At 63.3% G+C, this 23,145-nt stretch carries 23 protein-coding genes and 1 pseudogene; 6 read left to right on the top strand and 18 right to left on the bottom strand.

Translation table 11 applies throughout. The annotated features are described in order from the left end of the window. Positions 1-6 precede the first annotated feature (6 nt). The 8 genes from LB565_RS22530 to LB565_RS22565 all read right to left on the bottom strand — a co-directional run bounded on the left by LB565_RS22530 (position 7) and on the right by LB565_RS22565 (position 5,113). Positions 7-738 carry a GXGXG domain-containing protein gene (locus LB565_RS22530; RefSeq protein WP_224587919.1) on the bottom strand — a complete coding sequence of 244 codons (732 nt, stop codon included), beginning with the start codon at positions 736-738 and terminating at the stop codon, positions 7-9. A 4-nt stretch (positions 739-742) separates the two neighbouring features. Beyond that, entirely contained in the window at positions 743-1,639 is an 897-nt protein-coding gene (locus tag LB565_RS22535; RefSeq protein ID WP_224587920.1) for a class II glutamine amidotransferase, read from the bottom strand. A gap of 86 nt (positions 1,640-1,725) precedes the next feature. Beyond that, complete coding sequence (locus tag LB565_RS22540; RefSeq protein ID WP_224587921.1) at positions 1,726-2,055, bottom strand: hypothetical protein; 330 nt, start codon at positions 2,053-2,055, stop codon at positions 1,726-1,728. Continuing rightward, the gene (locus LB565_RS22545) at positions 2,052-2,741 is read right to left on the bottom strand and encodes a hypothetical protein (protein ID WP_224587923.1); all 690 of its coding nucleotides are present in this window, start codon (positions 2,739-2,741) and stop codon (positions 2,052-2,054) included. The genes LB565_RS22540 and LB565_RS22545 overlap by 4 nt, the downstream gene beginning before the upstream one ends. 46 nt (positions 2,742-2,787) lie before the next feature. Continuing rightward, a complete protein-coding gene (locus LB565_RS22550) occupies positions 2,788-4,194 on the bottom strand; it encodes an APC family permease (RefSeq protein WP_224587927.1) in 1,407 nt (468 codons plus the stop codon). A 12-nt stretch (positions 4,195-4,206) separates the two neighbouring features. Continuing rightward, positions 4,207-4,368, bottom strand: coding sequence for a hypothetical protein (locus LB565_RS22555; protein ID WP_224587928.1), 162 nt, complete (start codon positions 4,366-4,368; stop codon positions 4,207-4,209). Positions 4,369-4,436: 68 nt separating this feature from the next. Continuing rightward, the gene (locus tag LB565_RS22560; RefSeq protein WP_224587929.1) at positions 4,437-4,814 is read right to left on the bottom strand and encodes a hypothetical protein; all 378 of its coding nucleotides are present in this window, start codon (positions 4,812-4,814) and stop codon (positions 4,437-4,439) included. An 11-nt stretch (positions 4,815-4,825) separates the two neighbouring features. Then, positions 4,826-5,113, bottom strand: coding sequence for a hypothetical protein (locus LB565_RS22565; protein ID WP_224587931.1), 288 nt, complete (start codon positions 5,111-5,113; stop codon positions 4,826-4,828). Between the two features lie 285 nt (positions 5,114-5,398). Between LB565_RS22565 and LB565_RS22570 the strand changes: the two genes are divergently transcribed. From LB565_RS22570 to LB565_RS22585, 4 genes are all read left to right on the top strand, one after another. Continuing rightward, positions 5,399-6,532 (top strand): aminomethyltransferase family protein, encoded by a 1,134-nt coding sequence (locus LB565_RS22570; protein ID WP_224587933.1) that lies wholly within the window; start codon positions 5,399-5,401, stop codon positions 6,530-6,532. 142 nt (positions 6,533-6,674) lie between these two features. Then, positions 6,675-7,271 carry a dimethylamine monooxygenase subunit DmmA family protein gene (locus LB565_RS22575; protein ID WP_224587934.1) on the top strand — a complete coding sequence of 199 codons (597 nt, stop codon included), beginning with the start codon at positions 6,675-6,677 and terminating at the stop codon, positions 7,269-7,271. Next, positions 7,268-8,233 carry a PDR/VanB family oxidoreductase gene (locus LB565_RS22580; RefSeq protein ID WP_224587935.1) on the top strand — a complete coding sequence of 322 codons (966 nt, stop codon included), beginning with the start codon at positions 7,268-7,270 and terminating at the stop codon, positions 8,231-8,233. The genes LB565_RS22575 and LB565_RS22580 overlap by 4 nt, the downstream gene beginning before the upstream one ends. A gap of 9 nt (positions 8,234-8,242) precedes the next feature. Continuing rightward, positions 8,243-9,283, top strand: coding sequence for a heme-dependent oxidative N-demethylase family protein (locus LB565_RS22585; protein WP_224587937.1), 1,041 nt, complete (start codon positions 8,243-8,245; stop codon positions 9,281-9,283). Between the two features lie 146 nt (positions 9,284-9,429). Here the strand turns inward: LB565_RS22585 and LB565_RS22590 are convergent, their stop codons facing one another. Next, positions 9,430-10,152 carry a helix-turn-helix domain-containing protein gene (locus LB565_RS22590; RefSeq protein WP_224587939.1) on the bottom strand — a complete coding sequence of 241 codons (723 nt, stop codon included), beginning with the start codon at positions 10,150-10,152 and terminating at the stop codon, positions 9,430-9,432. 317 nt (positions 10,153-10,469) lie between these two features. Between LB565_RS22590 and LB565_RS22595 the strand changes: the two genes are divergently transcribed. Further along, positions 10,470-11,828, top strand: a complete 1,359-nt coding sequence (locus LB565_RS22595) for an NAD(P)-binding domain-containing protein (protein WP_224587942.1) — start codon at positions 10,470-10,472, stop codon at positions 11,826-11,828. A gap of 73 nt (positions 11,829-11,901) precedes the next feature. Here LB565_RS22595 and LB565_RS22600 read toward each other — a convergent pair whose 3' ends face one another. The 3 genes and pseudogenes from LB565_RS22600 to LB565_RS22610 form a co-directional block, all read right to left on the bottom strand. Next, positions 11,902-12,666 (bottom strand): SDR family oxidoreductase, encoded by a 765-nt coding sequence (locus LB565_RS22600; protein WP_224587943.1) that lies wholly within the window; start codon positions 12,664-12,666, stop codon positions 11,902-11,904. Between the two features lie 82 nt (positions 12,667-12,748). Next, a complete protein-coding gene (locus LB565_RS22605; RefSeq protein ID WP_224588036.1) occupies positions 12,749-13,639 on the bottom strand; it encodes a DUF427 domain-containing protein in 891 nt (296 codons plus the stop codon). 2 nt (positions 13,640-13,641) lie between these two features. Continuing rightward, positions 13,642-14,928, bottom strand: a pseudogene (locus tag LB565_RS22610) (ABC transporter substrate-binding protein); the annotation flags it as partial. A 72-nt stretch (positions 14,929-15,000) separates the two neighbouring features. Here LB565_RS22610 and LB565_RS22615 point away from each other — a divergent pair. After that, complete coding sequence (locus tag LB565_RS22615) at positions 15,001-15,909, top strand: LysR family transcriptional regulator (protein ID WP_224587947.1); 909 nt, start codon at positions 15,001-15,003, stop codon at positions 15,907-15,909. On the opposite strand, the gene LB565_RS22620 is transcribed toward LB565_RS22615, so the two are convergent. The 6 genes from LB565_RS22620 to LB565_RS22645 form a co-directional block, all read right to left on the bottom strand. Next, positions 15,910-17,931: an ABC transporter ATP-binding protein gene (locus tag LB565_RS22620; protein ID WP_224587949.1), complete on the bottom strand. Its 2,022-nt coding sequence runs from the start codon at positions 17,929-17,931 to the stop codon at positions 15,910-15,912. Further along, on the bottom strand, positions 17,924-18,805 hold the full coding sequence (locus LB565_RS22625) for an ABC transporter permease (protein ID WP_224587950.1): 882 nt from the start codon (positions 18,803-18,805) through the stop codon (positions 17,924-17,926). Before LB565_RS22625 ends, LB565_RS22620 begins: the two co-directional genes overlap by 8 nt. Beyond that, the gene (locus LB565_RS22630) at positions 18,802-19,755 is read right to left on the bottom strand and encodes an ABC transporter permease (protein ID WP_224588038.1); all 954 of its coding nucleotides are present in this window, start codon (positions 19,753-19,755) and stop codon (positions 18,802-18,804) included. Before LB565_RS22630 ends, LB565_RS22625 begins: the two co-directional genes overlap by 4 nt. 68 nt (positions 19,756-19,823) lie before the next feature. After that, entirely contained in the window at positions 19,824-21,488 is a 1,665-nt protein-coding gene (locus LB565_RS22635; protein ID WP_224587953.1) for an ABC transporter substrate-binding protein, read from the bottom strand. A gap of 240 nt (positions 21,489-21,728) precedes the next feature. Next, the gene (locus LB565_RS22640; RefSeq protein ID WP_224587954.1) at positions 21,729-21,923 is read right to left on the bottom strand and encodes a hypothetical protein; all 195 of its coding nucleotides are present in this window, start codon (positions 21,921-21,923) and stop codon (positions 21,729-21,731) included. Positions 21,924-22,034: 111 nt separating this feature from the next. Next, complete coding sequence (locus tag LB565_RS22645; protein ID WP_224587956.1) at positions 22,035-23,138, bottom strand: mandelate racemase/muconate lactonizing enzyme family protein; 1,104 nt, start codon at positions 23,136-23,138, stop codon at positions 22,035-22,037. Positions 23,139-23,145: the final 7 nt, after the last annotated feature.

Consider the following 23,145-nt stretch of genomic DNA (forward strand, 5'->3'; position numbering starts at 1 on the left):
CTTGCCTCAATACGCGTCGGCGTTATCGATGTTGAAATTGTAGAGTTTGCGGGCCGAGCCGTAGCGCTTGAACTCCGAGGCCTTGACGCCGGTCACGCCGGCCTTGTCGAGCAGGGCCTGCAGTAATTCGATATGCTCGGGCCGCATCTCCTTGGCGATGCAGTCGGCGCCGAGGCTCTCCACCTTGCCGCGCACGAAGAGCCGCGCCTCGTAGATGGAATCGCCCAGCGCGTCGCCGGCGTCTCCCAGCACCACAAGGTTGCCGGATTGCGCCATGAAGGCCGACATATGGCCGATATTGCCATGCACGACAATGTCGATGCCTTTCATCGAAATGCCGCAGCGCGACGAGGCGTTGCCCTCGATGACCAGCAAACCGCCGCGGCCGGTGGCGCCGGCATACTGGCTGGCGTCGCCCTTGATGACGATCGAGCCCGACATCATGTTCTCGCCGACGCCAGGGCCGGCCGAGCCATGCACGGTGATCGCGGCCCCATCATTCATGCCGGCGCAGTAATAGCCGACGCTGCCGCGCACATCGATGGTGATCGGTTGATCGACGCCGACGGCCACCGAATGGCTGCCCTTCGGATTGAGCACTTCCCAGGCGGTCTCGTTCGAGCCGGGTGTCAGCTTATGCAGCGCCTGGTTCAACTCGCGCAACGAATGTTGCGACAGGTCGAAAACCCTCGCATGGCTCTGCTCGCGCTCGGCCTTCGACATTGTGGTTGCCGGCATGGGCTCAATGCTCCCAGAAATAAACGGTTGCGGGCTCGGGCTCCCAGACCCGCGCATTGTCGATGCCGGGAAGCTTGGTCAGCGCGCGATATTCGGAGCCGAAGGCGACATACTGATCGGTCTCGGCCATCACGGCGGGCTTGCAGGCGATCGGATCGCGCACCACACCGAAGCCGTTCTTGGTGCCGACGACGAAGGTGAAGAAGCCGTCGAGGTCTGAGAGCGTGCCTTCCAGCGCCTCGCCGAGATTCTTGCCATGCGCCATCCGGTTGGAGAGATAGGCAGCCGCCACCTCGGTGTCGTTCTCGGTCTCGAAGGTCATGCCGTCGCGGATCAGCTCGCGGCGTACATTGTTGTGGTTGGAGAGCGAGCCGTTATGCACCAGGCACTGGTCCGCGCCGGTCGAGAACGGATGCGCGCCCATTGTCGTCACCGCCGATTCGGTAGCCATGCGGGTGTGGCCGATGCCATGCGTGCCAGTCATCGCGCGCACGTCGAAGCGATCGACGACGGCTTCGGGCAGGCCGACTTCCTTATAGATCTCCACCGCCTCGCCGGCGCCCATGATGCGGATGTCGGGCCGGAGCGTCTGCAGCGCCTCGCGGGCGGCGTCGACTTTGTCCGGCGTGGTCCTGATCACCGCATGCGTCGATTTCACGGCGACGCTCACCGGCGCGCTGATCGCCTTGGCGAGATCGGCGTCGAGGCCGCGGAAATCGCGATCGGGCTTGGGCGACTGCACGGTGATCTTGGCTTCATTGCCGGTGGCCGCGCCGTAGATAGCGATGCCGGCGCTGTCCGGTCCGCGGTCGCTGAGCGACACCAGCATCTCCGACAGCATGGCGCCGAGCTTCGGCTCCAGCGCCTTGTCCTTCAAGAAAAGTCCGACGATTCCGCACATGCCAGCCTCCAACGTTTTTTGGCTCTCAGATGATGTACCCAATGAGTAGGCCGAATTCAATTGGTATGAAAGAAATTTTCCTGTGGTTACATATTGGACGGCGCATTGCCCTCGGCACTATCGCCGTCCGGGCGCGCCTTGTGAACCCAGATGGCATGGCGGATGCGCGCAATCCGGTAGGCGTCGAGGATCGAGAAGGCATAGATCAGGAAGCCGCCGGCATGGCGGCCGATGAAGCTGGCGTCGGCCGGCGCCAGCTTCATCGTTATCCAGCCAAGGATCACCATGAAGAACAGGAACTGCAGGCCGCGCGCCGGCACGCCGAGCATGACATGGCCGCTTGCCGGCAAGACGATCGCGGCGCCGAGCACGAGATAGGGATTCGCGGGAGCAGGGGTGGCGGTTTCGTCGCTCATGCGGCCCGCTTTTCGCGCTGGTTGATGGCTTGGCGAAGCGTCGAGGCTGCCTCGAGCAGCCGTTCAATCAAGGCCGGATCGATCCCGGCATCGCCGAAGGCGGCCTGCCGGAACACGCCGTAGCGTGCGCGCTCGGCCTCGGCCAGCAGCCAGACGATGCGCACGCCCTTCGGCGTGATCAGCAATTCCTTGGCGCGCCCTTCTGCAAAGATGTCTGTATGCGCGGCGATCAGATCCTGCGGGAAGGCGACGCCTCTGCGGTCCGTCCTGAGCACCGCGTCGGCGGGAAAGCCGAGCACCTTCGGCAGCGTGTGCGGCAGATGGTCGAAATTGGAGAATGTCGTCGCCGAATTCGGCCGCATCATCATGTCGAAGACACCCGGCACCGCGACCGGCTCGGTGATCGAAACGCTGAGCCAGCGCGTCGGCAGCTTTCGTGTCGCCAGCGTGTCGACGATGGTGCGCAGCTGAACGCGCTGGCCGTTCCAGGAACCGGCCCAGGTGACGACGCCGGCCGTGCCGTCGGAAATGTCGGCGGCATCCGCAACGACGCTGCGGATGCTCGCCATATCGGCGGCCAAAGCCGCCTTCGCCCTGTTGCGGCCGGCACGCGCCAGCCAGGCAATATGGGCGGCGACGGCCAATGCGATCGCCCCGGCAAGCAGTACTGACGTCAGCTCCGACATTTCGATACGCCACGGCCCGCCGTGAACAGGCGGGCCTTTACTCCACTCAATAACCCTGCGGCTTCGGCCACGGCATGGAGAACTGATCGCCGCGCCGCACGAACTTGTAGCGGTAGAAGTGGAACCAAAGCGAGATCAGGAAATAGAACACCGTCATCGCGATCAACTGCGAGCCGAAGCCGAGGAAGATGGCGAAAAACGTCACCATGCACAGGCAGAACAGGACTATCGCCGGCAGCGGATGGAAAGGGTGTGTGTAGCCGCGACGAATCGAACCCAGTGGCCACTTCTTGCGGAACATCATGATGTTGATGCTCATGAAGGTGTATTGCAGCACGCCCGACAGGATCGAGAAGGTGATCGCCTGGTTGAGGTCGGCGATGAAGGCGAAGGCCAGCGCGATCGGCAGCAGGAACAGGATCGAGCGATAGGGCGTGCGGTATTTCGGATGCACCGCCGAGAACCAGCTAGGCAGATAGCGGTCGCGGCCGAGCGAGAACCAGGCGCGCGCCGCGTCGTTGATGCAGCCATTGGCCGAGGCAAGCGCTGCCAGCAGCGTCGCGATGAAGAGCAGGTTTTCCAGCAGCGGGCTGCCGGTCAGCTTGCCGGCGTCCCACAGCGGATAATAGGTGATGCCGAGATATTCCCAGGGCATCAGCGAGGCGCAGACATACCAGGTCATCGCCGCGGCGATCAGAAGCGTGATCATACCGGCCATGGTGCCGTAGGGCAGGGAACGCGCCGGCGAGCGCACTTCCTCGGCTGCCTGGGTGGTGCCCTCGATGCCGAGATAATACCAGATGCCGAACTGGAAGGCAGCGATGACGCCGATCCAGCCATAGGGCAGCGCGTTGCCGGGCGTGACCAGCTCGTTGAGCTTCAGCACCGCGCCTTGCGTCCACGGGCTGACGGAAAAGAACAGGATCACGATCGAGACATAGGCGATCGCGGTGATGACGAAATTGACGTTGAGCGTCATCAGCACGCCGCGATAATTGAGCCAGGCGAGCACCACGATGGTGGCGGCGATGAAGGAATTGTGCGTCAGCCCCTCGATGCCGGCCTTGGCGACGATCGTGTCGCCGAGCAGGATCGCGTCCGACACTTCGAGCATGGTGTAGGCAAACACCAGGAACAGCGCGACGTTGAAGGCCATCAGCGGCCCGACGATATGCTTGGCCTGCGCGTATTGGCCGCCGGCAGCGGCGACGGTGGACGTCACCTCCGAATCGATCATGGCGACCGAGGTGTAGAGCAGTCCAACCACCCAGCAGACGATCAGCGCGGCGAGCGCGCCGCCCTTGTCGGCGGAGAAATTCCAGCCGGTGAACTCGCCGACCAGCACGATGCCGACGCCGAGCGCCCACACATGCGCCGGGCCGAGCACCCGAAGCAGCGAGACCCTGTCGCCGTGGATTGTCGTCGTTTGTGCCGTTTCAACCGCAGCCGTCATATCAGTCCCCACTCAGATCCGGTGTTTTTCGGAAACGGCTTCAAGCTCACCTTCACGGGAAGACGTCAAAGTCTCCTCGGAATAGGTCGTGTCGACATTGAACCAGTCGTAGAGCATCCACGCCGCAAGCACGACCGAGATGCCCCAGCAAACGTAAGACAGTCCCATCCACATGATGCTTTCCCCGGTCTCTTGTCGTCAAAAGTCTCTTTGGTCGTCAAAAGCTTCTTTGTCGCCGAAGCCTATTTGTCGTCGAACTTCTCGTTGATGACGTCGCGATATTCCTTATCGGAGGCGCGGAACAGGAAGACGAAATAGGCGACCAGCACGATCGCCATGATAATCAGCGTCGGCCAGTCGATGATGTAGTGGAAGCGGTTCTGGATGATGTCGTGCGCCGTCTCCGGCGTGTAGCCGAGCTTCTCCCAGATCGAGGCCATGGTGGCGTTCTGGCCGAGCGCGTCCCAGGTCTTGGCGTCGAGCGGATCGATCGACTTCGCCGCACCGGCGAGGCCGAGCTTGAGCGGCAGCCAGAGCGCCACGAAGATAGCGACGACCACGACCGCGATGTCGAGGATCTGTCCGGCCTTGTTCTGCTCCGGCGGGATATAGCGGGCCATGGTTTCTCCCTTCAGGATTGACGGTTGCGGGCCGCGTCGGCGTTCTTGATGTCGAGCCCGTAGATGAAGTCCTTGTCTTCCTTGTAGTGGTTGAGCATGGCGAGGATCGCCGCGGTGTTGAAGATCAGCACCGCGGCGGCTGCAACCGCCACCACGAGCTTGATGCCGCTGTGCGGAATGTATGGCCATGTCATCAGGAGGACGAAGAGGATCGTCGCCCACAGGCAAACGATCAGGAGCACGGATCCGCGCACGTCGGAACGGTACAGCGCTTCGACGCGCTGCTGCAGGTCGGACATCGTTTTTTCCCCTTCTGGCGACGTCCGGCCCTGAAATGACCGGGCGTCCACTCTTTCAACAGAGTGAAATTTTTTTCATAAATTCTGCCCGATTCCCGAAATTGTCAAGCCGGATTTACGCATCGTAAACCGTTTGTCCCCGGGCAAGAAATTTGCCTGACAATGAAATTATTTGCTTCAAGGGGATTGCAGGGCTTCGCCGTTTGCGGTCAATATTCGACCAAGCTCCGCCACCAAGCAGGAGCAGGGAACAGCAACGGCTTAAATCGCACGGAGGACGATCGGATGACGGCATCCTGGAGATTCTCGACCCTGGCGGATCGCCATCGCGCGCTCGGCTCGAAACTCGAGGACTGGAGCGGCATGGGCACCGCCTGGACCTACGACAAGAATGCCGACGAGGAATATATCGCGATCCGCACCAAGGCCGGGCTGATGGACGTCTCCGGCCTGAAGAAGGTCCACATCACCGGGCCGCATGCCTCGCATCTGATCGACCTCGCCACGACGCGCGACGTGGAAAAGATCTATCCCGGCAAGTCGGCCTATGCCTGCATGCTGAACGAGGCCGGCAAATTCACCGACGACTGCATCCTCTACCGCATCAGCCCGAACTCGTGGATGGTCGTGCACGGCTCCGGCACCGGCCATGAGGAGCTGCAGCGGGCGGCGATGGGCCGCGATGTCTCGCTGCGCTTCGACGACAATCTGCACGACCTTTCGCTGCAAGGCCCGACCGCCGTTGATTACCTGGCCAAGCATGTGCCGGGCATCCGCGACCTCAACTATTTCCATCACATGCAGACGCAGCTCTTCGGCTTTCCGGTGATGATCTCGCGCACCGGCTACACCGGCGAGCGCGGCTACGAGATCTTCTGCCGCGGCCAGGATGCCGGCACGATCTGGGACAGGCTCCTCGAGGAGGGCAAAAGCGCCGGCATCATTCCCTGCCGCTTCACCACGCTCGACATGCTGCGCGTCGAGAGCTACCTGCTCTTCTACCCCTACGACAATTCCCAGAAATATCCGTTCGAGAACGAAGGTCCCGGCGACACGCTGTGGGAGCTTGGCCTCGACTTCACCGTCAGTCCCGGCAAGACCGGCTTCCGCGGCGCCGAGGAGCATTATCGGCTGAAGGGCAAGGAGCGCTTCAAGATCTATGGCGTGCTGCTCGACGGCAAGGAACCGGCGGACGAGGGCGCGCCCGTCTACCGCGACGGCAGACAAGTCGGCGTGGTAACCTGCGCCATGTATTCGCCGCTGGTCGAGAAATCGATGGGCATCGCCCGTCTCGACGTCGACTGCGCGGTCAAGGACACCAAGCTCGAGATTCGCAACAGGAGCGGGTCGATCAAGGCGACGGCGCAGCCCTTGCCGTTCGATGATCCGAAGAAGACCAAGCGCACCGCCAAGGGTTGAGGCATCATCAGCGGGGAGGGGTTTCGAGGCACTAGAGCATGATCCCGAAAAGTGGGAACCGGTCTTTGGAAAAGATCATGCTCCAACAAGGGGTTAGATCAGGGTTGCATTTCAACGAAACGTCATCCTGATCTAAGAAAGAATGGCAGCCAAGACGATCATCAGCCGGCCCATTTACGGAACGCTGTCGCCGCAGCCCGGCAAGCACCATCTCTTCATCGCCGACGCGGAAGGCGCGCTGGCGATTACCGACATGGCCGGCAAGGCGCCGCCCGGCTTTTTCGACGGCGCGGAAATCGTCTTCATTCCGGGACCCGAGGGCAAGCACGCGGTGGCTCTCGAAGCGCTGAAGCCCGCGCAACTCCATATTGCGCCTTCTTTCGCCAGCCTCTTGCCGCGGCTCAAGCATACGCTGACCAACGCCCATATGGGGCTGCGCCTTTATCTTGCCGGCACCGAAGGCCTGATCGGCCAGGCGATGCAAGTGGCGCTCGAAGCCGGCATCGACAACACTTCCATTGAGACCGAGCATCGCGGCTCGCTGGCGCGCCGCGTGCAATGCGTGCACTGCAAGGGCATCACCGAGAATGTGACGACGCAGCCGGCCACCTGCTCGCATTGCGGCCTGCTGCTTTTGGTGCGCGATCACTATTCGCGGCGCCTCGCCGCCTTCCAGGGCGTGTGCATCAACGCCGAGGATCGCTCCGAGAGTCCTCCGATCGAGGAGGCCTTCCCATGAGCACCGGCACCACCAAGCTCGACGTCGTCGTCAGCGACGTCGTTCCCGTCAACGATCTCGTGACCCGCTTCCATTTCCGCCGTCGCGACGGCGAGCTGCTGCCGACCTTTTCCGGCGGCGCCCATGTCGTGGTCGAGATGCGCGACGGCGACCGCACCAGACTCAATCCCTATTCGCTGATGGGCTCGCCGCTCGACACGCGCGAATACACAATCTCGGTGCGCCGAGACGATGCCGGCCGCGGCGGCTCGCTGTTCATGCACCGGCAGGTCAAGCCCGGCCTGGAGATGGTGATCAGCTATCCGGTCAATCTGTTCTCGCTGGATCTCAGGGCGAAGAAGCACCTGATGCTGGCCGGCGGCATCGGCATCACGCCTTTCATGGCGCAGACGTCGCAGCTGGCAGGCGTCGGCGGCAATTTCGAATTGCATTACACCTGCCGCACGGCTTCGCTCGGCACCTATGCCGATGTCTTGCAGCAGCGCTATGGCAACCGGGTCAGGCTCTACCACGACGACCGCGAGGAGCGCATCGACCTCGAGCGGCTCTTGTCCTCGCAGCCGCTCGGCACGCATCTCTATGTCTGCGGGCCGGCCGGCATGATCAATTGGGTGCGCGACCGCGCGGCTAGCCTCGGATGGCCGCCGGAAACCGTGCATTTCGAGCATTTCGCGGCGCCCCAGCCCGGCGCGCCGTTCGACGTGACCTTGGCCGTCAGCGGCAAGACGATCCGCGTCGGCGAGCAGCAGAGCCTGCTCGAGGCGATCGAAGCCGCCGGCGTCGACCCGCCTTATCTCTGCCGCGGCGGCGTTTGCGGCCAGTGCGAGACCAATGTGATCTCCTCCGACGGCAAGTTCATCCACAACGACCACTGGCTGAGCGAGGAAGACCACCGTTCCGGCTGCAAGATCATGCCTTGCGTCTCGCGCTTCGAGGGCAAGTCGCTGGTCCTGGAAAGATAGGAGGCGTCAATGGGCATCACCTTTCGCAAGGAAACGTTTCGCGACGACTACACCTTCAGGAATAGTCCGGAGCACATCCGGCGCTTTCCCTTCCCGTTCAACGAAGACTCCTACATGTACGCGGTCAACATCGAGCCGCATGTGGTCGGGCCGAAAGGCAGCGTGCTCGAGAACCTGATCGACGTCGACGAGCACTATGTCGCCGAGATGCAAGATCGCGCGCTGGTGCTGGCCGAGGATCCGCTGCGCTGCCAGTCGCTGCCGCATATGACGCTTGCCGGCTGGGACCTGCTCGAGCTTCTGATGGAGCAGCAGGCGCTCGGCTATCCCGAGCATTTCACACTGGAGCGAAGTGGCGATCGCTGGCGCTGGATCAACGGGCCGCTCGGCATCGACGACACCTTCACCTTCGGCGACACCTCGACGCTGCCCTACGGGCCGATGGAGTACATCACCCGCCAGAGCCAGGGCGATTTCTGCATCCTCGACCAGCGCGACGGCAATCTGTGGATGGATGCCGGCATGGTCACCACCCAGGCCGACTGGTCGCTCGACTTCGACATCGGCATGAATTTCTTCGAATGGCATGCGCCGGTGCCGCTGGCGCATGAGAAGGGCATTTTCACCCGCGCGCTGAAATTCCTCACCAACATCCAGCAGGGCAAGCCGGCACGGCGCCTCAACTGGACGATGACCATCAATCCGCGCCTCGACACCAGCCCCGAGAACTATCACAAATGGGGCCCGGACCGCGCCACGGTCACGCCGGAGAATGTCGGCCAGAAGGTGCATTTGCGGGTGGAGCTGCAAAGCTTCTGGCGGCTGCCGCGTTCCAACGCCATTGTCTTCCCGATCCGCTGCTACCTGATCAAGATGGACGAGCTGGTCACGCAGCCGAAATGGGCGCGCCGCCTGCACCGCGTCATCCGCGACCTGCCGGAAGAGCTCGCCGCCTATAAGGGTTTGACGCGATATAGGCCGACGCTGGTGGAGTGGCTGTCCGGGCTCGACGACGGCAGCCCGACTTCACCAGGATTCGGGCCGGATTGAAGACTTGGGTTCCTCGCCCCGCAAAGCGGGGGAGAGGTGTCCGCGAAGCCGACGGAGAGGGGGCCTTCGTAGGGCGCTCCCCTTCTCCGTCTCGGCTTCGCCGAGCCCACCTCTCCCCACTTTCGTGGGGCGAGGAACCAAGCCACTCACCCGGCGCTGTTTTGCGGGTAGCAGATAATCGACAGATACCGCATCGGCAGCCGCGTCAGCTCTTCCGGGCCGTGCGGCGCATCGGCGTCGAAGAACAGGCTGTCGCCCGGCTTCATCGGATAGAGGTTGTTGCCGTGCCGGTAAACGACCTCGCCCTCGAGCATGTAGAGGAACTCCATACCCGCATGCTGGAAGGTGGGGAACACGTCCGAATTCTCGGTCAGCGTGATGAGATAAGGCTCGACGACGACGCCGCTGGTGTTGGCGCCGATATGGCCGAGCAGGTTGTATTGATGGCCGGCGCGGGTGCCGCGGCGCTCGACATCGACGCCTTCGCCGGCCTTGACGAAGACGGCGCTGTGCTCTTCCTCGAAGCGCCGGAAGAAGGCGGTCACCGGAACGCCCAGCGCTCGCGACAGCGCCTGCAATGTGGTCAGCGACGGCGAGGTGATGCCGTTCTCGATCTTCGACAGCATGCCGAGCGAAATGTCGGTGGCAGTGGCGAGATCGGCGACGGTGATGCCGAGCTTCTTGCGGAACGCGCGCACCTCATGGCCGATCGCCACTTCCAGCACTTTCTCGCGCGTGTCGCGGATGGCGTGCGGATTCTGCGTCAGCGGCGTGCGGATCGTGCGGCCGTCGGCCGAAACGCGCTTCGGCGGCGCCTTGCCCTTCGCTGCCGCATCGGCGGACTTGGTACCAGACTTCTTGTTCGCCATGTCGCCCCCGACTCTCGCGGATTTATTTCACTCAAGGTGAACATATTCGGTGGCGATACAAGAGCGCAACCGCGACGCAAGCCGCTGGATGTTTGCAGGGCGCGCCTGCTTCAACGCGACGCCGCCGCCTTCGCGCAGAAAAACCGTTTCACGCAAACGCCGTCGCCGCAGATGTTTGTTGACAGCACCAAAGACCCAATTACTGTCACTGTCAGTGAAATTTGTTTCGTGAGGGCAATTCCAGGAAAAGTGTCGAACGCTTTTCCGTCCGGAATTGCGTCAAGAAAAAAGTCGAAATCAAAAAGAGGAGGCCCGCAATGAAATCTCGTGTCGCCGTCATCGGAGCCGGACCGTCGGGCCTGGCCCAGTTGAGGGCCTTCAAGTCGGCCGCCGACAAGGGCGCCGAGATCCCGGAAATCGTCTGCTTCGAGAAGCAGAGCGACTGGGGCGGCCTGTGGAACTACACCTGGCGTACCGGCCTCGATGAGCATGGCGATCCGGTGCACGGCTCGATGTACCGCTATCTCTGGTCGAACGGCCCGAAGGAATGCCTCGAATTCGCCGACTACACCTTCGAGGAACATTTCGGCCGGCCGATCGCTTCCTATCCGCCGCGCGCCGTGCTGTGGGATTACATCAAGGGCCGCGTCGAGAAATCCGGCCTGCGCGAATGGGTGCGCTTCAACAGCCCGGTGCGCATGGTGACCTATTCCGACGAGACGAAGAAATTCACCGTCGCCGCGCATGATCGCACCAACGACGTGACCTATTCGGAGGAATTCGACAACGTCGTCGTCGCGTCCGGCCATTTCTCGGTGCCCAACGTGCCTTTCTTCGAAGGCTTCCCCACCTTCAACGGCCGCATCCTGCACAGCCATGATTTCCGCGACGCGATGGAGTTCAAGGGCAAGGACATCTTGATCATCGGCCGCTCCTATTCGGCCGAGGATATCGGTTCGCAATGCTACAAATACGGCGCCAAATCGATCACCTCCAGCTACCGTTCCAAGCCTATGGGCTTCAAATGGCCGGAGAACTGGAAGGAAGTGCCGCTGCTGCAGAAGGTCGTCGGCAAGACGGCGCATTTCAAGGACGGCACGACCAAGGATGTCGATGCCATTATCCTGTGCACCGGCTACCTGCATTCCTTCCCCTTCCTCACCGACGACCTCAAGCTCAAGACCGCCAACCGCATGTGGCCGCTCGATCTCTATGAAGGCGTGGTCTGGGAGAAGAACCCGAAGCTTTTCTACATCGGCATGCAGGACCAGTTCTACACTTTCAATATGTTCGACGCGCAGGCCTGGTATGCGCGCGACGTGATGCTTGGCCGCATCAAGCTGCCGTCCGCCGAGGCGATGGCCGAGCACAGCGCCAAGTGGCGTGCGCGCGAAGAGACCCTCGAGGACGCCGAGCAGATGATCTGGTTCCAGGGCGACTACACCAAGGAGCTGATGGATCAGACCGACTATCCGGGCTTCGACGTCGAGGCGGTCAACCGCACCTTCATGGAGTGGGAGCACCACAAGATGGAAAACATCATGACCTTCCGCGACAATGCCTATCGCTCGCTGATGACCGGCACCATGGCGCCGTTGCACCACACGCCATGGCTCCAGGCGCTGGACGATTCGATGGAGAGCTATCTCGAGGTGAAGGGCATGGCGGCGGAGTAGTACGGCATGCTTTTGCCAACGTTCCAGTCGTGAAATCAACAAGGTGTGGGGTGTCCCGCGGGACACCCATCGGTCACCAGCAGACGTAGCCGCCGTCGACGATCAGGTCGAGGCCGGTCACGAAACTGGATGCGCGGCTGGCCAGGAACACGGCCGGTCCGACCATTTCCTCCGGCGCTGCCATGCGGCCCATCGGCGTGTCGCGTTTGAACACCTTCACTTCTTCCGCGACCTCCGGCCGTTTGTTCATCGGTGTCAGCGTGTAGCCCGGACTGATGACATTGACGCGCAGGCCGCGATCAGCCCACTCCATGGCGAGGCTCTTCGACATATGGATGACGGCAGCCTTGGAGGAGTTGTAATGCGCCTGCGTCAGCCCCCGGTTGACGATGGTTCCAGACATCGAGGCGATGTTGATGATGGAGCCCGTGCGCCGAGGCAGCATCACGCGTGCCTCTGTCTGGCAGGACAAAAATACGCCTGCGACATTGACCTCGTGCACCTTGCGCCATTTTTCCAGCGACATGGTCTCAGCCGCTTCCGAGCCGGCAATGCCGGCATTGTTGACGGCGACAGTCAGCGCGCCGAGTTCGGCTTCGACCCGGCCGATCGCCATGGCCAGGTCGGCCTCGGATGTCACACTGCCCGTCAGCAGCAGCGCCTTGCGGCCGAGCGCTCTGACCTTCTCGGCCGTCTGCTCGAGTCCGCCGTTCGAGGCATGACCGAAGCAGGCGACATCGGCGCCGGCTTCCGCAAGCCCGATGGCGATCGCCTGGCCAATGCCGCTGCCGGCGCCCGTCACCAACGCCACACCGCCGTCCAGTTTGAAAAGATCCATCGCACCCTCCCTGACTGCAGGAAGCTATGCGCTGAATGGGGCCTCGATCAAGCGGCCCTCATTGGGCGGGGGTCCTCGAAGCTCAGAAATACCCGTCCGACGCCGCCGTCGCTTCCTTGGGGATCTCGACGCCGTCGACCAGGATCTTGTCGACCAGCTCGTGATGGAAGCACACGAGCCCCTTGATCCGCTCGGCCTCGTGTACCGGCTCGGGGTAATACCAGACCAGGTTCTCGTGTCGCTTCTTGGGCGTCGTCACATGATAGTAGTTGGAGATGCCCTTATAGGGGCAGCGCGAGATGTAGCGGCTGGGCGCGAACATATCGAGCCGCGTGTCGGAGATCGGCAGGTAGTGGCGCACCGGATGGCCGGTCTCGAACAGGAACACGCCGCGCCGTGAATCGGCCACCTGCTCTCCGTCGAGGATCACCTGCACGCGCCGCGAGGAGGGCAGGCAGTCGACACGGCGGAACGGGTCGCGGGCGTGGACGAAGATCTCTTCGTCCTCTTCATACCAATGGGTCATCTTCGGCCAATAGAAGGAGATGTAGTCGGCGATCGGCGGGCAGCCCTTGACCGGATCGAGGTAGCGCCAGGCGCCATCCTCGACCAGCGTGATGCCGGTGTTGAGCGAGTAATGCGTGGCGACCCCCTTGAACGGGTCTTCCGTCGTCGTCCGGCTCGGCAGCAGGAACTCTTCGCGCACGTCGCTCATCGGGAAGTAATAGACCGGCAGATGGTCGCTTTCCTGGAACACCAGCGCCTTGGTGGTATCGGCGACGATCATCGGCCCGACCTGCACCCTGATCCGTTTGGGCGAGGGCATGGTGAAGGCGACATAGCCCGGTTCGAACTCGTATTGCACGATATTGTCGAGCACCGGGAAATGCGGCCCGCGGCCGCGAAGATGGGGCTTGCGAATGGTCGTCGTCCTCTTCTCGTCGTTTGCCGCCGGATTCTTGCGCGCAGTCATGGTCACGACGTCACCGATACACGATCGAGCAGCAGCCCGGCGGCGATCAGCGGCAGGCCGCTGACATTCTTGCGCACCGGCACCAGAAGGTCCGGAAAATAGCTGAAGATCACCGGCGTCTCGTCGAGCAGCAGCTTCTGGATATCGGAGGCGGCCTTGCGCTGGGCATCGAGGTCGAGCGCCTTGAGATAGCTGTTGACCATCCCGTCATAGGTCGCGTTCTTGAAATGCGCCGCGTTCCACGGACCGTCGCTCACCAGCGGGCTTTTCAGGAATACGTTCGGCACGCTGCGATGCGCGTAATCGGTGATGCCGAGCGGGCTGTCCAGCCAGTCCGACTGGCCGAACACCGCCTTGCCGTAATACTTGTCCTGGTCCTCGATGTTGAGCGAGATGCGGGCGCCGATCTCCTTGGCGAAGTTCTGGAACAACTGCGCATAGCCCGGGACGTCGGAATAGCGCAGCGTTGTCAGTGTCATGTCGAAGCCGTTCGCGAGGCCCGCCGCCTCCATCAATTGCTTGGCCTTGGCGATGTCCTGCCTGCGCTGCGGCACCGACTTGTCCGTGGCCGGGAAGGCAGGCGCGAACGGGCTGTCATTGCCGGTCGCCGCCATGCCGCGGCAGAGCCCGTCGACCAGTTGGGAACGGTCTATGCACAAGGCCAGCGCCTGGCGCACGCGCTTGTCGGTGAAGGGCGCCATGTCGCAGCGCATGTGGAGCTGCCGATGCGCCGTCGAAGCGACGCGCAGCACCGTGATGTCGGGGTTGCCGAGCACCACCTGGCTGACGTCGAGCGGAATGGCGTCGAGCACGTCGACCTCACCCGCCTGCAGCGCCAGGATGCGCGGCTGCACGTCGGCATAGAACTTGAACTCGAGCCGGTCGGGCAGGGCTCTCTCGCCCCAGTAATCGGGATTGCGCACAAAGCTCGCGCCGACCTTCGGCGTATAGCTTTCGAGCCGGAATGGCCCGGTGCCTTCGAACGTCTTCTCGTAGTCGTCCTTGTAGCTCGCCGGCAGGATGACGGCGTTGTAATTGTCGATCGACACCGAATACGGGAAGCTGCCGTTCGGCGCGTCGAGATGAAATTCGACGGTGTGGTCGTCGACCTTGCGCGTCCCGCCCTTCGACAGCAGGCCCTTGAACACCGACAGCGCATTGGACGTGCCGTTCGGATCGGCGAGCCGGTCGAAGGTCGCCACCACGTCGTCGGCCTTGAAATCCTCGCCATTGTGGAATTTCACGCCCTTGCGCAGCTTGAAGGTCCAGACGCTGCCGTCCGCATTGGGCACAACCGCAAAGCGATATTTTTTGATTGCAGCCATCGGAATTTTCGATGGGACCGCGGAAAGGCTGGAGCCATGGACACCGAGAATCTGCGCAGTTTCCTGGAGGTCGCGGCACATGGCAGCTTCACCGTCGCGGCCCATCGGCTGAACCTCGCCCAATCGACCGTCAGCGCCCGCATTCGCGGACTTGAGGAGCAACTGGGCCGCAAGCTGTTCATCCGCGACAGCGACGGCGTCACGCTGACGCCGGCCGGCCGGCAGTTCCTGCCGCATGCCTCGACCATCACCCGCACCTGGGAGCAGTCGCGCCAGGACATCGCCGTTCCCGATGGCTACGACGCCTTGCTGAGGCTCACCGCGCCCGCCTATCTCTGGGACAGCATCACCTCGCCCTGGATCGACTGGATGCGCGCGAAGCGGCCGAATGTGGCGCTCAGGCTGGAAGGCAGTTTCCCGGATCTGGCGGTTGACCAGATCGCCGAAGGCCTGCTCGACATCTGCATCCTCTATCTGCCCAAACCGCATCCGGGCATCGTCTACGAGACTCTAGCCGTTGACCAGGTCGTGCTCGTTCAGCACGCCAAGCAACCCGGGTCGTGGACCGACAATTACATCCTGATGGATTGGGGGCTGGAATTCCGCGTCGAGCATGACCGCGCCTTTGCCGGCATGGTGAAGCCGGCGATCTCGGCCGGGCTCGTGTTCATCGGCTTGCAGCACGTCCTGTCGCGGAAGGCGGCAGCCTATCTGCCGCTGAGCGCGGTCAGCACCCATATCGAGCGCGGCGAGCTGAGGCGCGTGGAGGACACGCCGGTGTTCCAGCGCCCGATCTATCTTGCCTATCCGGAGAACCCGGCATCTTCCGATGCGCTCGACGTTGCTTTGAGAGGGCTGCGTATGCTCGCTCGAAACCTATCCAGCGATCAGGCTTTCGCGGAAAGCGACCGCGCCTTCAGTATGGCGGGCGCGGCAGCGTTCTGATCACGCCGGCTCCACCGCCTTTGGTTTTTGCAGCCTTGCCAGTTCCGCATAGGGAATATGGCAGCGGATCGTGTGACCTGGCTGGGCTTCGGTGAGGTCAGGCTCCTGCGTCTCGCAGATGGCGCCGATCTTGCGTGGGCAGCGCGTGTGGAAGACGCAGCCCGTCGGCGGGTTGGCCGCGCTTGGGATCTCGCCGTCGAGGCGGATGCGCGAGTTCTCCGTCCGGTCGAGTTTTGGAACCGCCGACAACAATGCTTCCGTATAGGGATGATGCGGGCCGGAAAAGACCGCCTCGGATGGCCCGAACTCCATGATGCGGCCGAGATAAAGCACAGCGATCTTGTCGGACAGGTAACGCACCACGCCGAGGTCGTGCGAGATGAAAATGTAGCTGACATCCTGCTTCGATTGCAGGTCGGCGAGCAGGTTGAGGATCGCCGCCTGCACCGAGACGTCGAGCGCCGAGGTCGGCTCGTCGCACACGACGATGCGCGGATCGCCGGCAAAGGCACGCGCGATCGCCACGCGCTGCTTCAGTCCGCCCGAGAGCTGGCGCGGCTTGACCGCGAGATGGCGGTCGGTGAGGCGCACCGAGCGGACGAGCTCTTCGAGCCGTGTGTCCAGCGTCTTGCCGGTGAGCCCGCCCAGCCGCTTCAAGGCGCGGCTGAGGATATGCCGGATCGAATGCGAGCGGTTGAGCGCCGAGTCCGGGTTCTGGAAGACGATCTGCACCGCCTTGACCTGGTCTTCCGAGCGGCTGGCGAGCCGTGGCGCGAGCTTCTTGCCTTCGAGCTCGATCGAGCCGCCGTCGTCGGGCGCAACGAGGCCAAGCAGCAGCCTGGCGAAGGTCGTCTTGCCGCTGCCGGATTCGCCGACCAGCCCGAGCGTCTCGCCGGGCTTGAGGCTCACGGAGACGTCCTTCACCGCCCGCAGCGGACGACCGTGGCTGGCATAAGTTTTGTTCAGCCCTTCGACCTGCAGCACCGGCGGCGTCTGCTTTGGCTGGGCGGCAGCGATTTCTGCTGGCGTGGCGCGCGGCAGCGACTGCGCGTTGTCGTGATAGTGGCAGCGCGACAGACGGCCGTCGCCCAGCTCGTAGAGCGGCGGCGGCTCGGCGCGGCAGCGTTCGGTGGCGAGCGCGCAGCGGTCCGCGAAGGCGCAGCCGACGATATTGGCGCCGATGCCGGGCAGGAAGCCGGGGATGGTGTCGAGCCGGCCCTGGTCCTTGCGCTGGCCGCCGCGCGGCAGGCAGCGCAGCAACGCGACCGTGTAAGGATGGCGCGGATCGTTGAACACGTCCCTGGTCGAGCCTTCCTCGACCAGCATGCCGGCATAGAGCACGCCGACGCGGTCGCACATATTGGCGACGACGGCGAGGTTGTGGCTGATGAACAAGATCGAGGCCGACAGCTCTCTTCTCAACTGCCCGATCAGGTCGAGCACCTCGGCTTCGACGGTGGCGTCGAGGCCGGTGGTCGGCTCGTCGAGGATCAGCATCGAGGGGTCGTTGGCCAAGGCCATGGCGATCGCCACGCGCTGCTGCATCCCGCCGGAGAGCTGGTGCGGATAGCGCTGCATGACGCTCGCCGGGTCGGAGATACGCACCCGGTTCAGCATGGCGAGCGCCTTGTCTTCCGCTGCCTGTCCGGTGATGCCGGCAAGCTCGAAAATCTCGGTCAGCTGACGGCCGATGCGCAGCGACGGGTTCAGCGCCTTGCCGGGGTCCTGATAGACCATGGACACGCTGTCGGCCCGCGCCCGCCTGAGCGCTTCGGCGTCTAGCTTCATCACATCCTTGCCGTCGAGCGCGATCGAGCCGCCGGTGATCGAGCCGTTGCGCGGCAGATAGCGCACCACCGAGAGCGCGACCGTCGACTTGCCGCAGCCGGATTCGCCGACCAGTCCATAGGCCTCGCCGGCCTTGATGGTGAGGTTGACATTGCGCAGCACCGCGCGGTTGCGGCGGCCGACGCGATAGGCGACCGAAAGGTCTTTCAGCTCAAGTGCGTTCTTGTCAGTCATTGAACGCTCCATGCACGCCGTCGGCCACCAGGTTGACGCCGATCACCAGCGAGGCGATGGCCAGGGCATCGAACAGCACCGTCCACCAGAAGCCGCCGCCGATCATGCCGTAATTGGAGGAGATCGACAGGCCCCAGTCGGGCGAGGGCGGCTGGATGCCGAAGCCCATGAAGGACAGCGTGGCGACGGCGAAGATGGCATAGCCGAGGCGTACCGTCGTCTCGACCAGGATAGGCGGGATGACGTTGGGCAGTATCTCGACGAACATCGTGTGCAGCGCGCCTTCGTGGCGAAGCTTGGCCGCCGAGACATAGTCGAGCTCGCGTTCAGCCAGCACCGCCGAGCGTACTGTCCTGGCGATGATCGGCGCGAAGCTCAGGCCGATGACGACGATGACGGTGATCTTCGAGGTGCCGAGCGCGACAATGGCGAGCAGCGCGATGATCACCACCGGGATCGCCATGAAGGCTTCGAGCACACGGCTGATGATGTCGTCGACGATCCCGCGGAAATAGCCGATGACGAGGCCAAGCGCCGTACCTGCAATGGTGGCAAGAATGGTTGCCAGTGGCGCCACGGTGAGGATGTCGCGCGAGCCGACGATGACGCGCGAGAAGACGTCGCGGCCGAGCTGGTCGGTGCCGAACCAGTGATCGGCCGCAGGCGGCGTCAGCGCGTTGATGATGTCGCTTGCCAGCGGATCGTAGGGAACGAAGTGCTGGCCGAACAGGGCACAAACGATCCAGAAGACGACGATCGCAAGCCCGGTGAGGAAAGTGCCGGACCTGGAGAGCGAATGCAGCACCTCGCCCCAGGGGCTGCGCTGTGCGGTGTCGGGCGTCGGCAGCCTGACGGGGGCGTCTGTCGCGCTCATTGCTCTGCTCCCAGCCGGATGCGCGGATTGAGCACGGAATAGAGGAAATCGGCGATAAGCGTGGCCACCGCATAGACGATGCCGATGGTGAGAATGCCGGCTTCGAGCATCGGAAAATCCTTGCCGCGCGCGGCGGTGAAGATCAGCGAGCCGATGCCCTGGTAGCGGAACAGCGTCTCGATCACGACCAGCCCGCCGATGAGATAGCCGGTCTGGGTGGCGATCACGGTGATGGTCGGCAACAGTGCGTTGCGCAGCACATGGCGCCAGATCACCGTGCGCCAGGGCAGGCCCTTCAAAACGGCAGTGCGCGTATAGTCGGAATCGAGCGCCTCGATCATGCCGGAACGCGCCATGCGCGCGATATAGCCGAACAGCACCAGGAACAGCGGCAGCGAGGGCAGGATTAGGTAATAGAGCTGGGTGAAGACGCCGGCGCCCTTCGGCCAGGCGGCGGCGATCGGCAGCCAGCGCAGCCACACCCCGAAAATGAGGATCAGGATGATGCCGGTGACGAATTCCGGCAGCACCGTGACCGACAGGCCGCCGAGACTGATGATGCGGTCGAGCGGCCGGTTGAAATTGAGCGCGGCCATCACGCCGCCGACGATGCCGATCGGCACCACCAGCACGAAGGCGACCAGCGCCAGCTTCATCGAATTGCCCAAGGCATCGATGACGAAGGGGGCCACCGGCGCGCGGAACACATAGGACGTGCCCATGTCACCGTGGAGAAAATTCCAGATCCAGCTTCCGTATTGAACGAGCAGCGGCCGGTCGACTCCCAGCGAATGGTTGAGCGCGTCGACCGCGCGCTGGTCGGCGAATGGACCCAGAATGGCCCGTCCGACATTGCCCGGCAGCACCTGGCCGCCGAGGAACACCATGACGCTGAGCAAAAACAGCGTGACGAGCGACAGAGCCAGGCGCCGGGCGAGGAAGGAAAGGATGGCGAATACTCCTGTTGGAGCCGGCCCTCGGAAAAGAGCCGGCTGTTTGGAGGATTGTTCTTCTCCGCCTAGGCCTTCGACGCTTTCTCGAGGAACAGCTGCGACATGGCGGTGGGCTGCACGCCCGTCACGCCCTTCGCCGTCGCCGTCAGGTAATCGTAGAAATAGCCGAAGATCACCGGCGTTTCCTCGAGCAGCAGCTTCTGGATCTTGCCGGCGGTGGCCTTCTGCGCCTCGAGGTCGAGGGCCGCGATATAGCTCGCCGCCATCTGGTCGTAGTCCTTGTTCTTGAAGTGGGCGGCATTCCAGGTGCCGTCGCTCTTCAAAGGCGCCGCGAGATAGACATTGGGCACGCCGCGGTGGCCGTAGTCGGTGATGCCCATCGCCGAATCCAGCCAATTCGACTTGCCGAACACCGCATCGCCGTAATAGGCGCTCTGGTCGAGGATGTTGAGCTCGAGCTCGATGCCGATTTCCTTGACCCAGTTCTGGATGAGCTGCGCGTATTCCGGGATTTCCAGATAGCGCTCGGTGGTGAGCGTCATCTTGAAGCCCTTGCCGGCGCCCGCCGCTTCCATCAGTTGCTTGGCCTGGGCGATGTCTTGCTTGCGCTGCGGCACGCTGGTGTCCGTCGAAGGGTAGACTGGGGCGAACGGGCTGTCGTTGCCGAGTGCCGAACGCCCCTTCATCAGCCCGGCGGCGAGTTTCTCGCGGTCGAGGCAGAGCGCGATGGCGCGGCGCACGCGGGCGTCCTTGGTCGGGCCTTCGTCGCAATGCATATGCAGCTGCTGATGCGCGGACGACTTCAGGCTGATGACGTCGACGTTCGGATCATTGAGCACGGCGACGCCCGCCAGCACCGGCATCTGGTTGATGATGTCGATCTGGCCGCCCTGCAGCGCCAGGATCTGCGGCTGGATGTCGGTGAAGAAGGTGAATTCGGTGCGGTCCGGCAAGGCCTTGTCGCCCCAGTAGTCGTCGTTGCGCACGAAAGAGGCGCCGACCTTGGGCGTGTATTTCTCGAGCTTGAACGGTCCGGTGCCGTCGAAGCTCTGTTCGTAGCCGCCCTTGTAGCTCGCCGGGATGATGACGGCGTTGTAGTTGTCCGACGAGACCATGTAGGGGAAGTTGCCGTTCGGCGCATCGAGATGGAATTCGACCGTATAGTCGTCGACCTTCTTGGTCGCGCCCTTCTGCAGGATGCCGGTGAACACCGATAGCGCGTTGGACGAATTGGCGGGGTCTGCGAGCCGGTCGATGCTGGCGACCACGTCTTCGGCCTTCATCTCGCCGCCAGAATGGAATTTCACGCCCTTGCGCAACTTGAAGGTCCACACAGTGCCGTCGGCATTCGGCTTCCAGCTCTCGGCCAGCGCCGGCTTCAAAACGAGGTCCGGACCGTCGACGCAAAGGAACTCGGCCACCTGCTGCATGATCAAAAGGCCGCCGGCGTCGGCGATGGTGACCGGGTCGATCGCCGCGGCCGGCACGCTGCTGCCGACGCGGATGGTGGCGCCGGGCGCGCCGGCGGCACGAGCGAGCGAGGGCGCCGCGCCGAAGCCGGCCGCCATGCCGATGCGGCCGAGCAGCGGCAGCGACAGGCCGAGCAGGCTGCCGTGGCGCACGAATTCGCGGCGGCTGATGCGGCCGTCGATCAGGCCGTCGATCAGGTGGTTTTCGAGCGGCGTGCGGCTACGCCGGAGGAGATCGAGAATGCGATGGTTCTTGCTCATGGGTCTAAGCCCTTTCCCCATTTGTTGTGGTTGGCGAGTGCATTCAATTTGCGGGTTCCGTGAAGTTCTCCTGTTCCCGGCACCCATAAATATCCGTCGACGGACTGTAGCATGCGGTTCCGACCGGTCCATCCGCTCGTCGGGACGGAAAAGTCAGATTTTCTTGATGAATTGTCTGTCGGCCGGGCGACTTGTGGCCGCCTTTTTCCAGATAAGTCCTGCTAGATTTTCGACATCCTCCTAATTCAGCGGCAGTCTGCGGTAGGTCCCGGGTTTTTCCGGATCGTGATACTTGTTGCAGAGGCCGTTTTCGACGAAGTCGCGATGGCAGGCGGCAAGCCTCTCCTGCGACAGCGTGATCCCGAGACCATAGCCTTCGGGTACCGGCACGGTGTTGTTCTTCGGCGCGAACGGGCCTTCCTCGATGATGTCCATCGGCCAGCTGACGCAGTCGGCGAGAAGCCGTCGAGCTCGCCGAAGACCCAGATATAAGGCGTCTTCAGCCGGTAGTTGATCGGTGTCGCCTTGACGCGCCTGATCTTCATCTCAGCCGATCTCGAAGAAGGGTTCGCCGAGCAGGGCGGGATCCACATCGATGCCGAGGCCGGGGCCGTCGGGAATGCCCATATGGCTGCCGGTCACCGGCGGTGCATTCCTGGCCGTGCGCACCGTCACCCACGCGTGGAAGGCGATCGCGTGCAACCGGCGCTCCGCCGGCGTCGACAGCGACAGGTGCGCCATCGCGGCGGTATCGATCTCTGCGCCGCCGGTGTCTTCCACCGTGATCATGAAGCCGAGATCGACGGCGACGTCGCGGATCAGCCGTGTCTGCGTCACGCCACCCAAGCGCGAAATCTTCAGTGTCAAACCGTCGGCAGCGCCGAGGCGGTGGATCTCCAGCATCTCGCCCAGCGAGGTGACCGCTTCGTCCAGCACCATCGGCTTGTCGAGCATGCGGCGCACCGACATGTTCTCCTCGAGCGTCGTGCAGGGCTGCTCGAACGTGTAGTCGATGCCGCGCGTGGCGTCGGCGAACTGGCGCGCCTGGTAGGGTGTCCAGCCGGCATTGGCATCGCAGAAGATCACCGTGCCCTTCGGCACGGCGGCGGCGACCGTCGTGACGCGCTCGATGTCGTCGCGCACATTGCCGCCGACCTTGACCTGCAGGCGGCGGCAACCCTCGGAAATGATCCGCTTGGCCAGCGCCGCCATCTGATCGAGCGTGCCATGGGTGACGACCCGGTAGGTCTCGGCCATATCGCTCTCGCGGCCGCCGAGCATGGTGACCAGCGGCGCGTTGGCCGCGCGTGCGGCGAGATCCCAGCATGCCATGTCGAGCGCCGATTTGATGTAAGGATGGCCCTTGAACACCGTGTCCATCAGCCGGCCGATGCCGGCAAACCCGCGCGGATCCTGGCCGATGAGATGCGGCGCGATTTCCGGCACGCCCGCCCGCGTTCCCGCCGGGAAGGCGGCCGAATAGAAATTGCCGAGCGGCGCCATCTCGCCCCAGCCGGTCACGCCGCTATCGGACGTGATGGCGACGATCACCGCGTCGAAACAGTCGGCGACGCGTCCCTTCGACATGCGGTAGGGCCCGTCCACGAAGGGTTGCACGACATGATAGGCCTTGATGTTCTTGATCTTCACTTGGTGT

Origin of the sequence: Mesorhizobium sp. CA14, from assembly GCF_020165195.1 — a bacterium.
In the GTDB taxonomy this organism is placed as follows: domain Bacteria; phylum Pseudomonadota; class Alphaproteobacteria; order Rhizobiales; family Rhizobiaceae; genus Mesorhizobium.

Bases quoted from the DNA above. Each gene is read 5' to 3' on its own strand.
- LB565_RS22635 (WP_224587953.1), bottom strand. From the start codon at position 21,488: ATGAGCAAGAACCATCGCATTCTCGATCTCCTCCGGCGTAGCCGCACG.
- LB565_RS22550 (WP_224587927.1), bottom strand. From the start codon at position 4,194: ATGACGGCTGCGGTTGAAACGGCACAAACGACGACAATCCACGGCGAC.
- LB565_RS22545 (WP_224587923.1), bottom strand. From the start codon at position 2,741: ATGTCGGAGCTGACGTCAGTACTGCTTGCCGGGGCGATCGCATTGGCC.
- LB565_RS22620 (WP_224587949.1), bottom strand. From the start codon at position 17,931: ATGACTGACAAGAACGCACTTGAGCTGAAAGACCTTTCGGTCGCCTAT.
- LB565_RS22565 (WP_224587931.1), bottom strand. From the start codon at position 5,113: ATGTCCGACCTGCAGCAGCGCGTCGAAGCGCTGTACCGTTCCGACGTG.
- LB565_RS22530 (WP_224587919.1), bottom strand. From the start codon at position 738: ATGCCGGCAACCACAATGTCGAAGGCCGAGCGCGAGCAGAGCCATGCG.
- LB565_RS22540 (WP_224587921.1), bottom strand. From the start codon at position 2,055: ATGAGCGACGAAACCGCCACCCCTGCTCCCGCGAATCCCTATCTCGTG.
- LB565_RS22555 (WP_224587928.1), bottom strand. From the start codon at position 4,368: ATGTGGATGGGACTGTCTTACGTTTGCTGGGGCATCTCGGTCGTGCTT.
- LB565_RS22590 (WP_224587939.1), bottom strand. From the start codon at position 10,152: ATGGCGAACAAGAAGTCTGGTACCAAGTCCGCCGATGCGGCAGCGAAG.
- LB565_RS22585 (WP_224587937.1), top strand. From the start codon at position 8,243: ATGGGCATCACCTTTCGCAAGGAAACGTTTCGCGACGACTACACCTTC.
- LB565_RS22570 (WP_224587933.1), top strand. From the start codon at position 5,399: ATGACGGCATCCTGGAGATTCTCGACCCTGGCGGATCGCCATCGCGCG.
- LB565_RS22595 (WP_224587942.1), top strand. From the start codon at position 10,470: ATGAAATCTCGTGTCGCCGTCATCGGAGCCGGACCGTCGGGCCTGGCC.
- LB565_RS22615 (WP_224587947.1), top strand. From the start codon at position 15,001: ATGGACACCGAGAATCTGCGCAGTTTCCTGGAGGTCGCGGCACATGGC.
- LB565_RS22580 (WP_224587935.1), top strand. From the start codon at position 7,268: ATGAGCACCGGCACCACCAAGCTCGACGTCGTCGTCAGCGACGTCGTT.
- LB565_RS22625 (WP_224587950.1), bottom strand. From the start codon at position 18,805: ATGAGCGCGACAGACGCCCCCGTCAGGCTGCCGACGCCCGACACCGCA.
- LB565_RS22560 (WP_224587929.1), bottom strand. From the start codon at position 4,814: ATGGCCCGCTATATCCCGCCGGAGCAGAACAAGGCCGGACAGATCCTC.
- LB565_RS22640 (WP_224587954.1), bottom strand. From the start codon at position 21,923: ATGGACATCATCGAGGAAGGCCCGTTCGCGCCGAAGAACAACACCGTG.
- LB565_RS22535 (WP_224587920.1), bottom strand. From the start codon at position 1,639: ATGTGCGGAATCGTCGGACTTTTCTTGAAGGACAAGGCGCTGGAGCCG.
- LB565_RS22575 (WP_224587934.1), top strand. From the start codon at position 6,675: ATGGCAGCCAAGACGATCATCAGCCGGCCCATTTACGGAACGCTGTCG.
- LB565_RS22605 (WP_224588036.1), bottom strand. From the start codon at position 13,639: ATGACTGCGCGCAAGAATCCGGCGGCAAACGACGAGAAGAGGACGACG.
- LB565_RS22600 (WP_224587943.1), bottom strand. From the start codon at position 12,666: ATGGATCTTTTCAAACTGGACGGCGGTGTGGCGTTGGTGACGGGCGCC.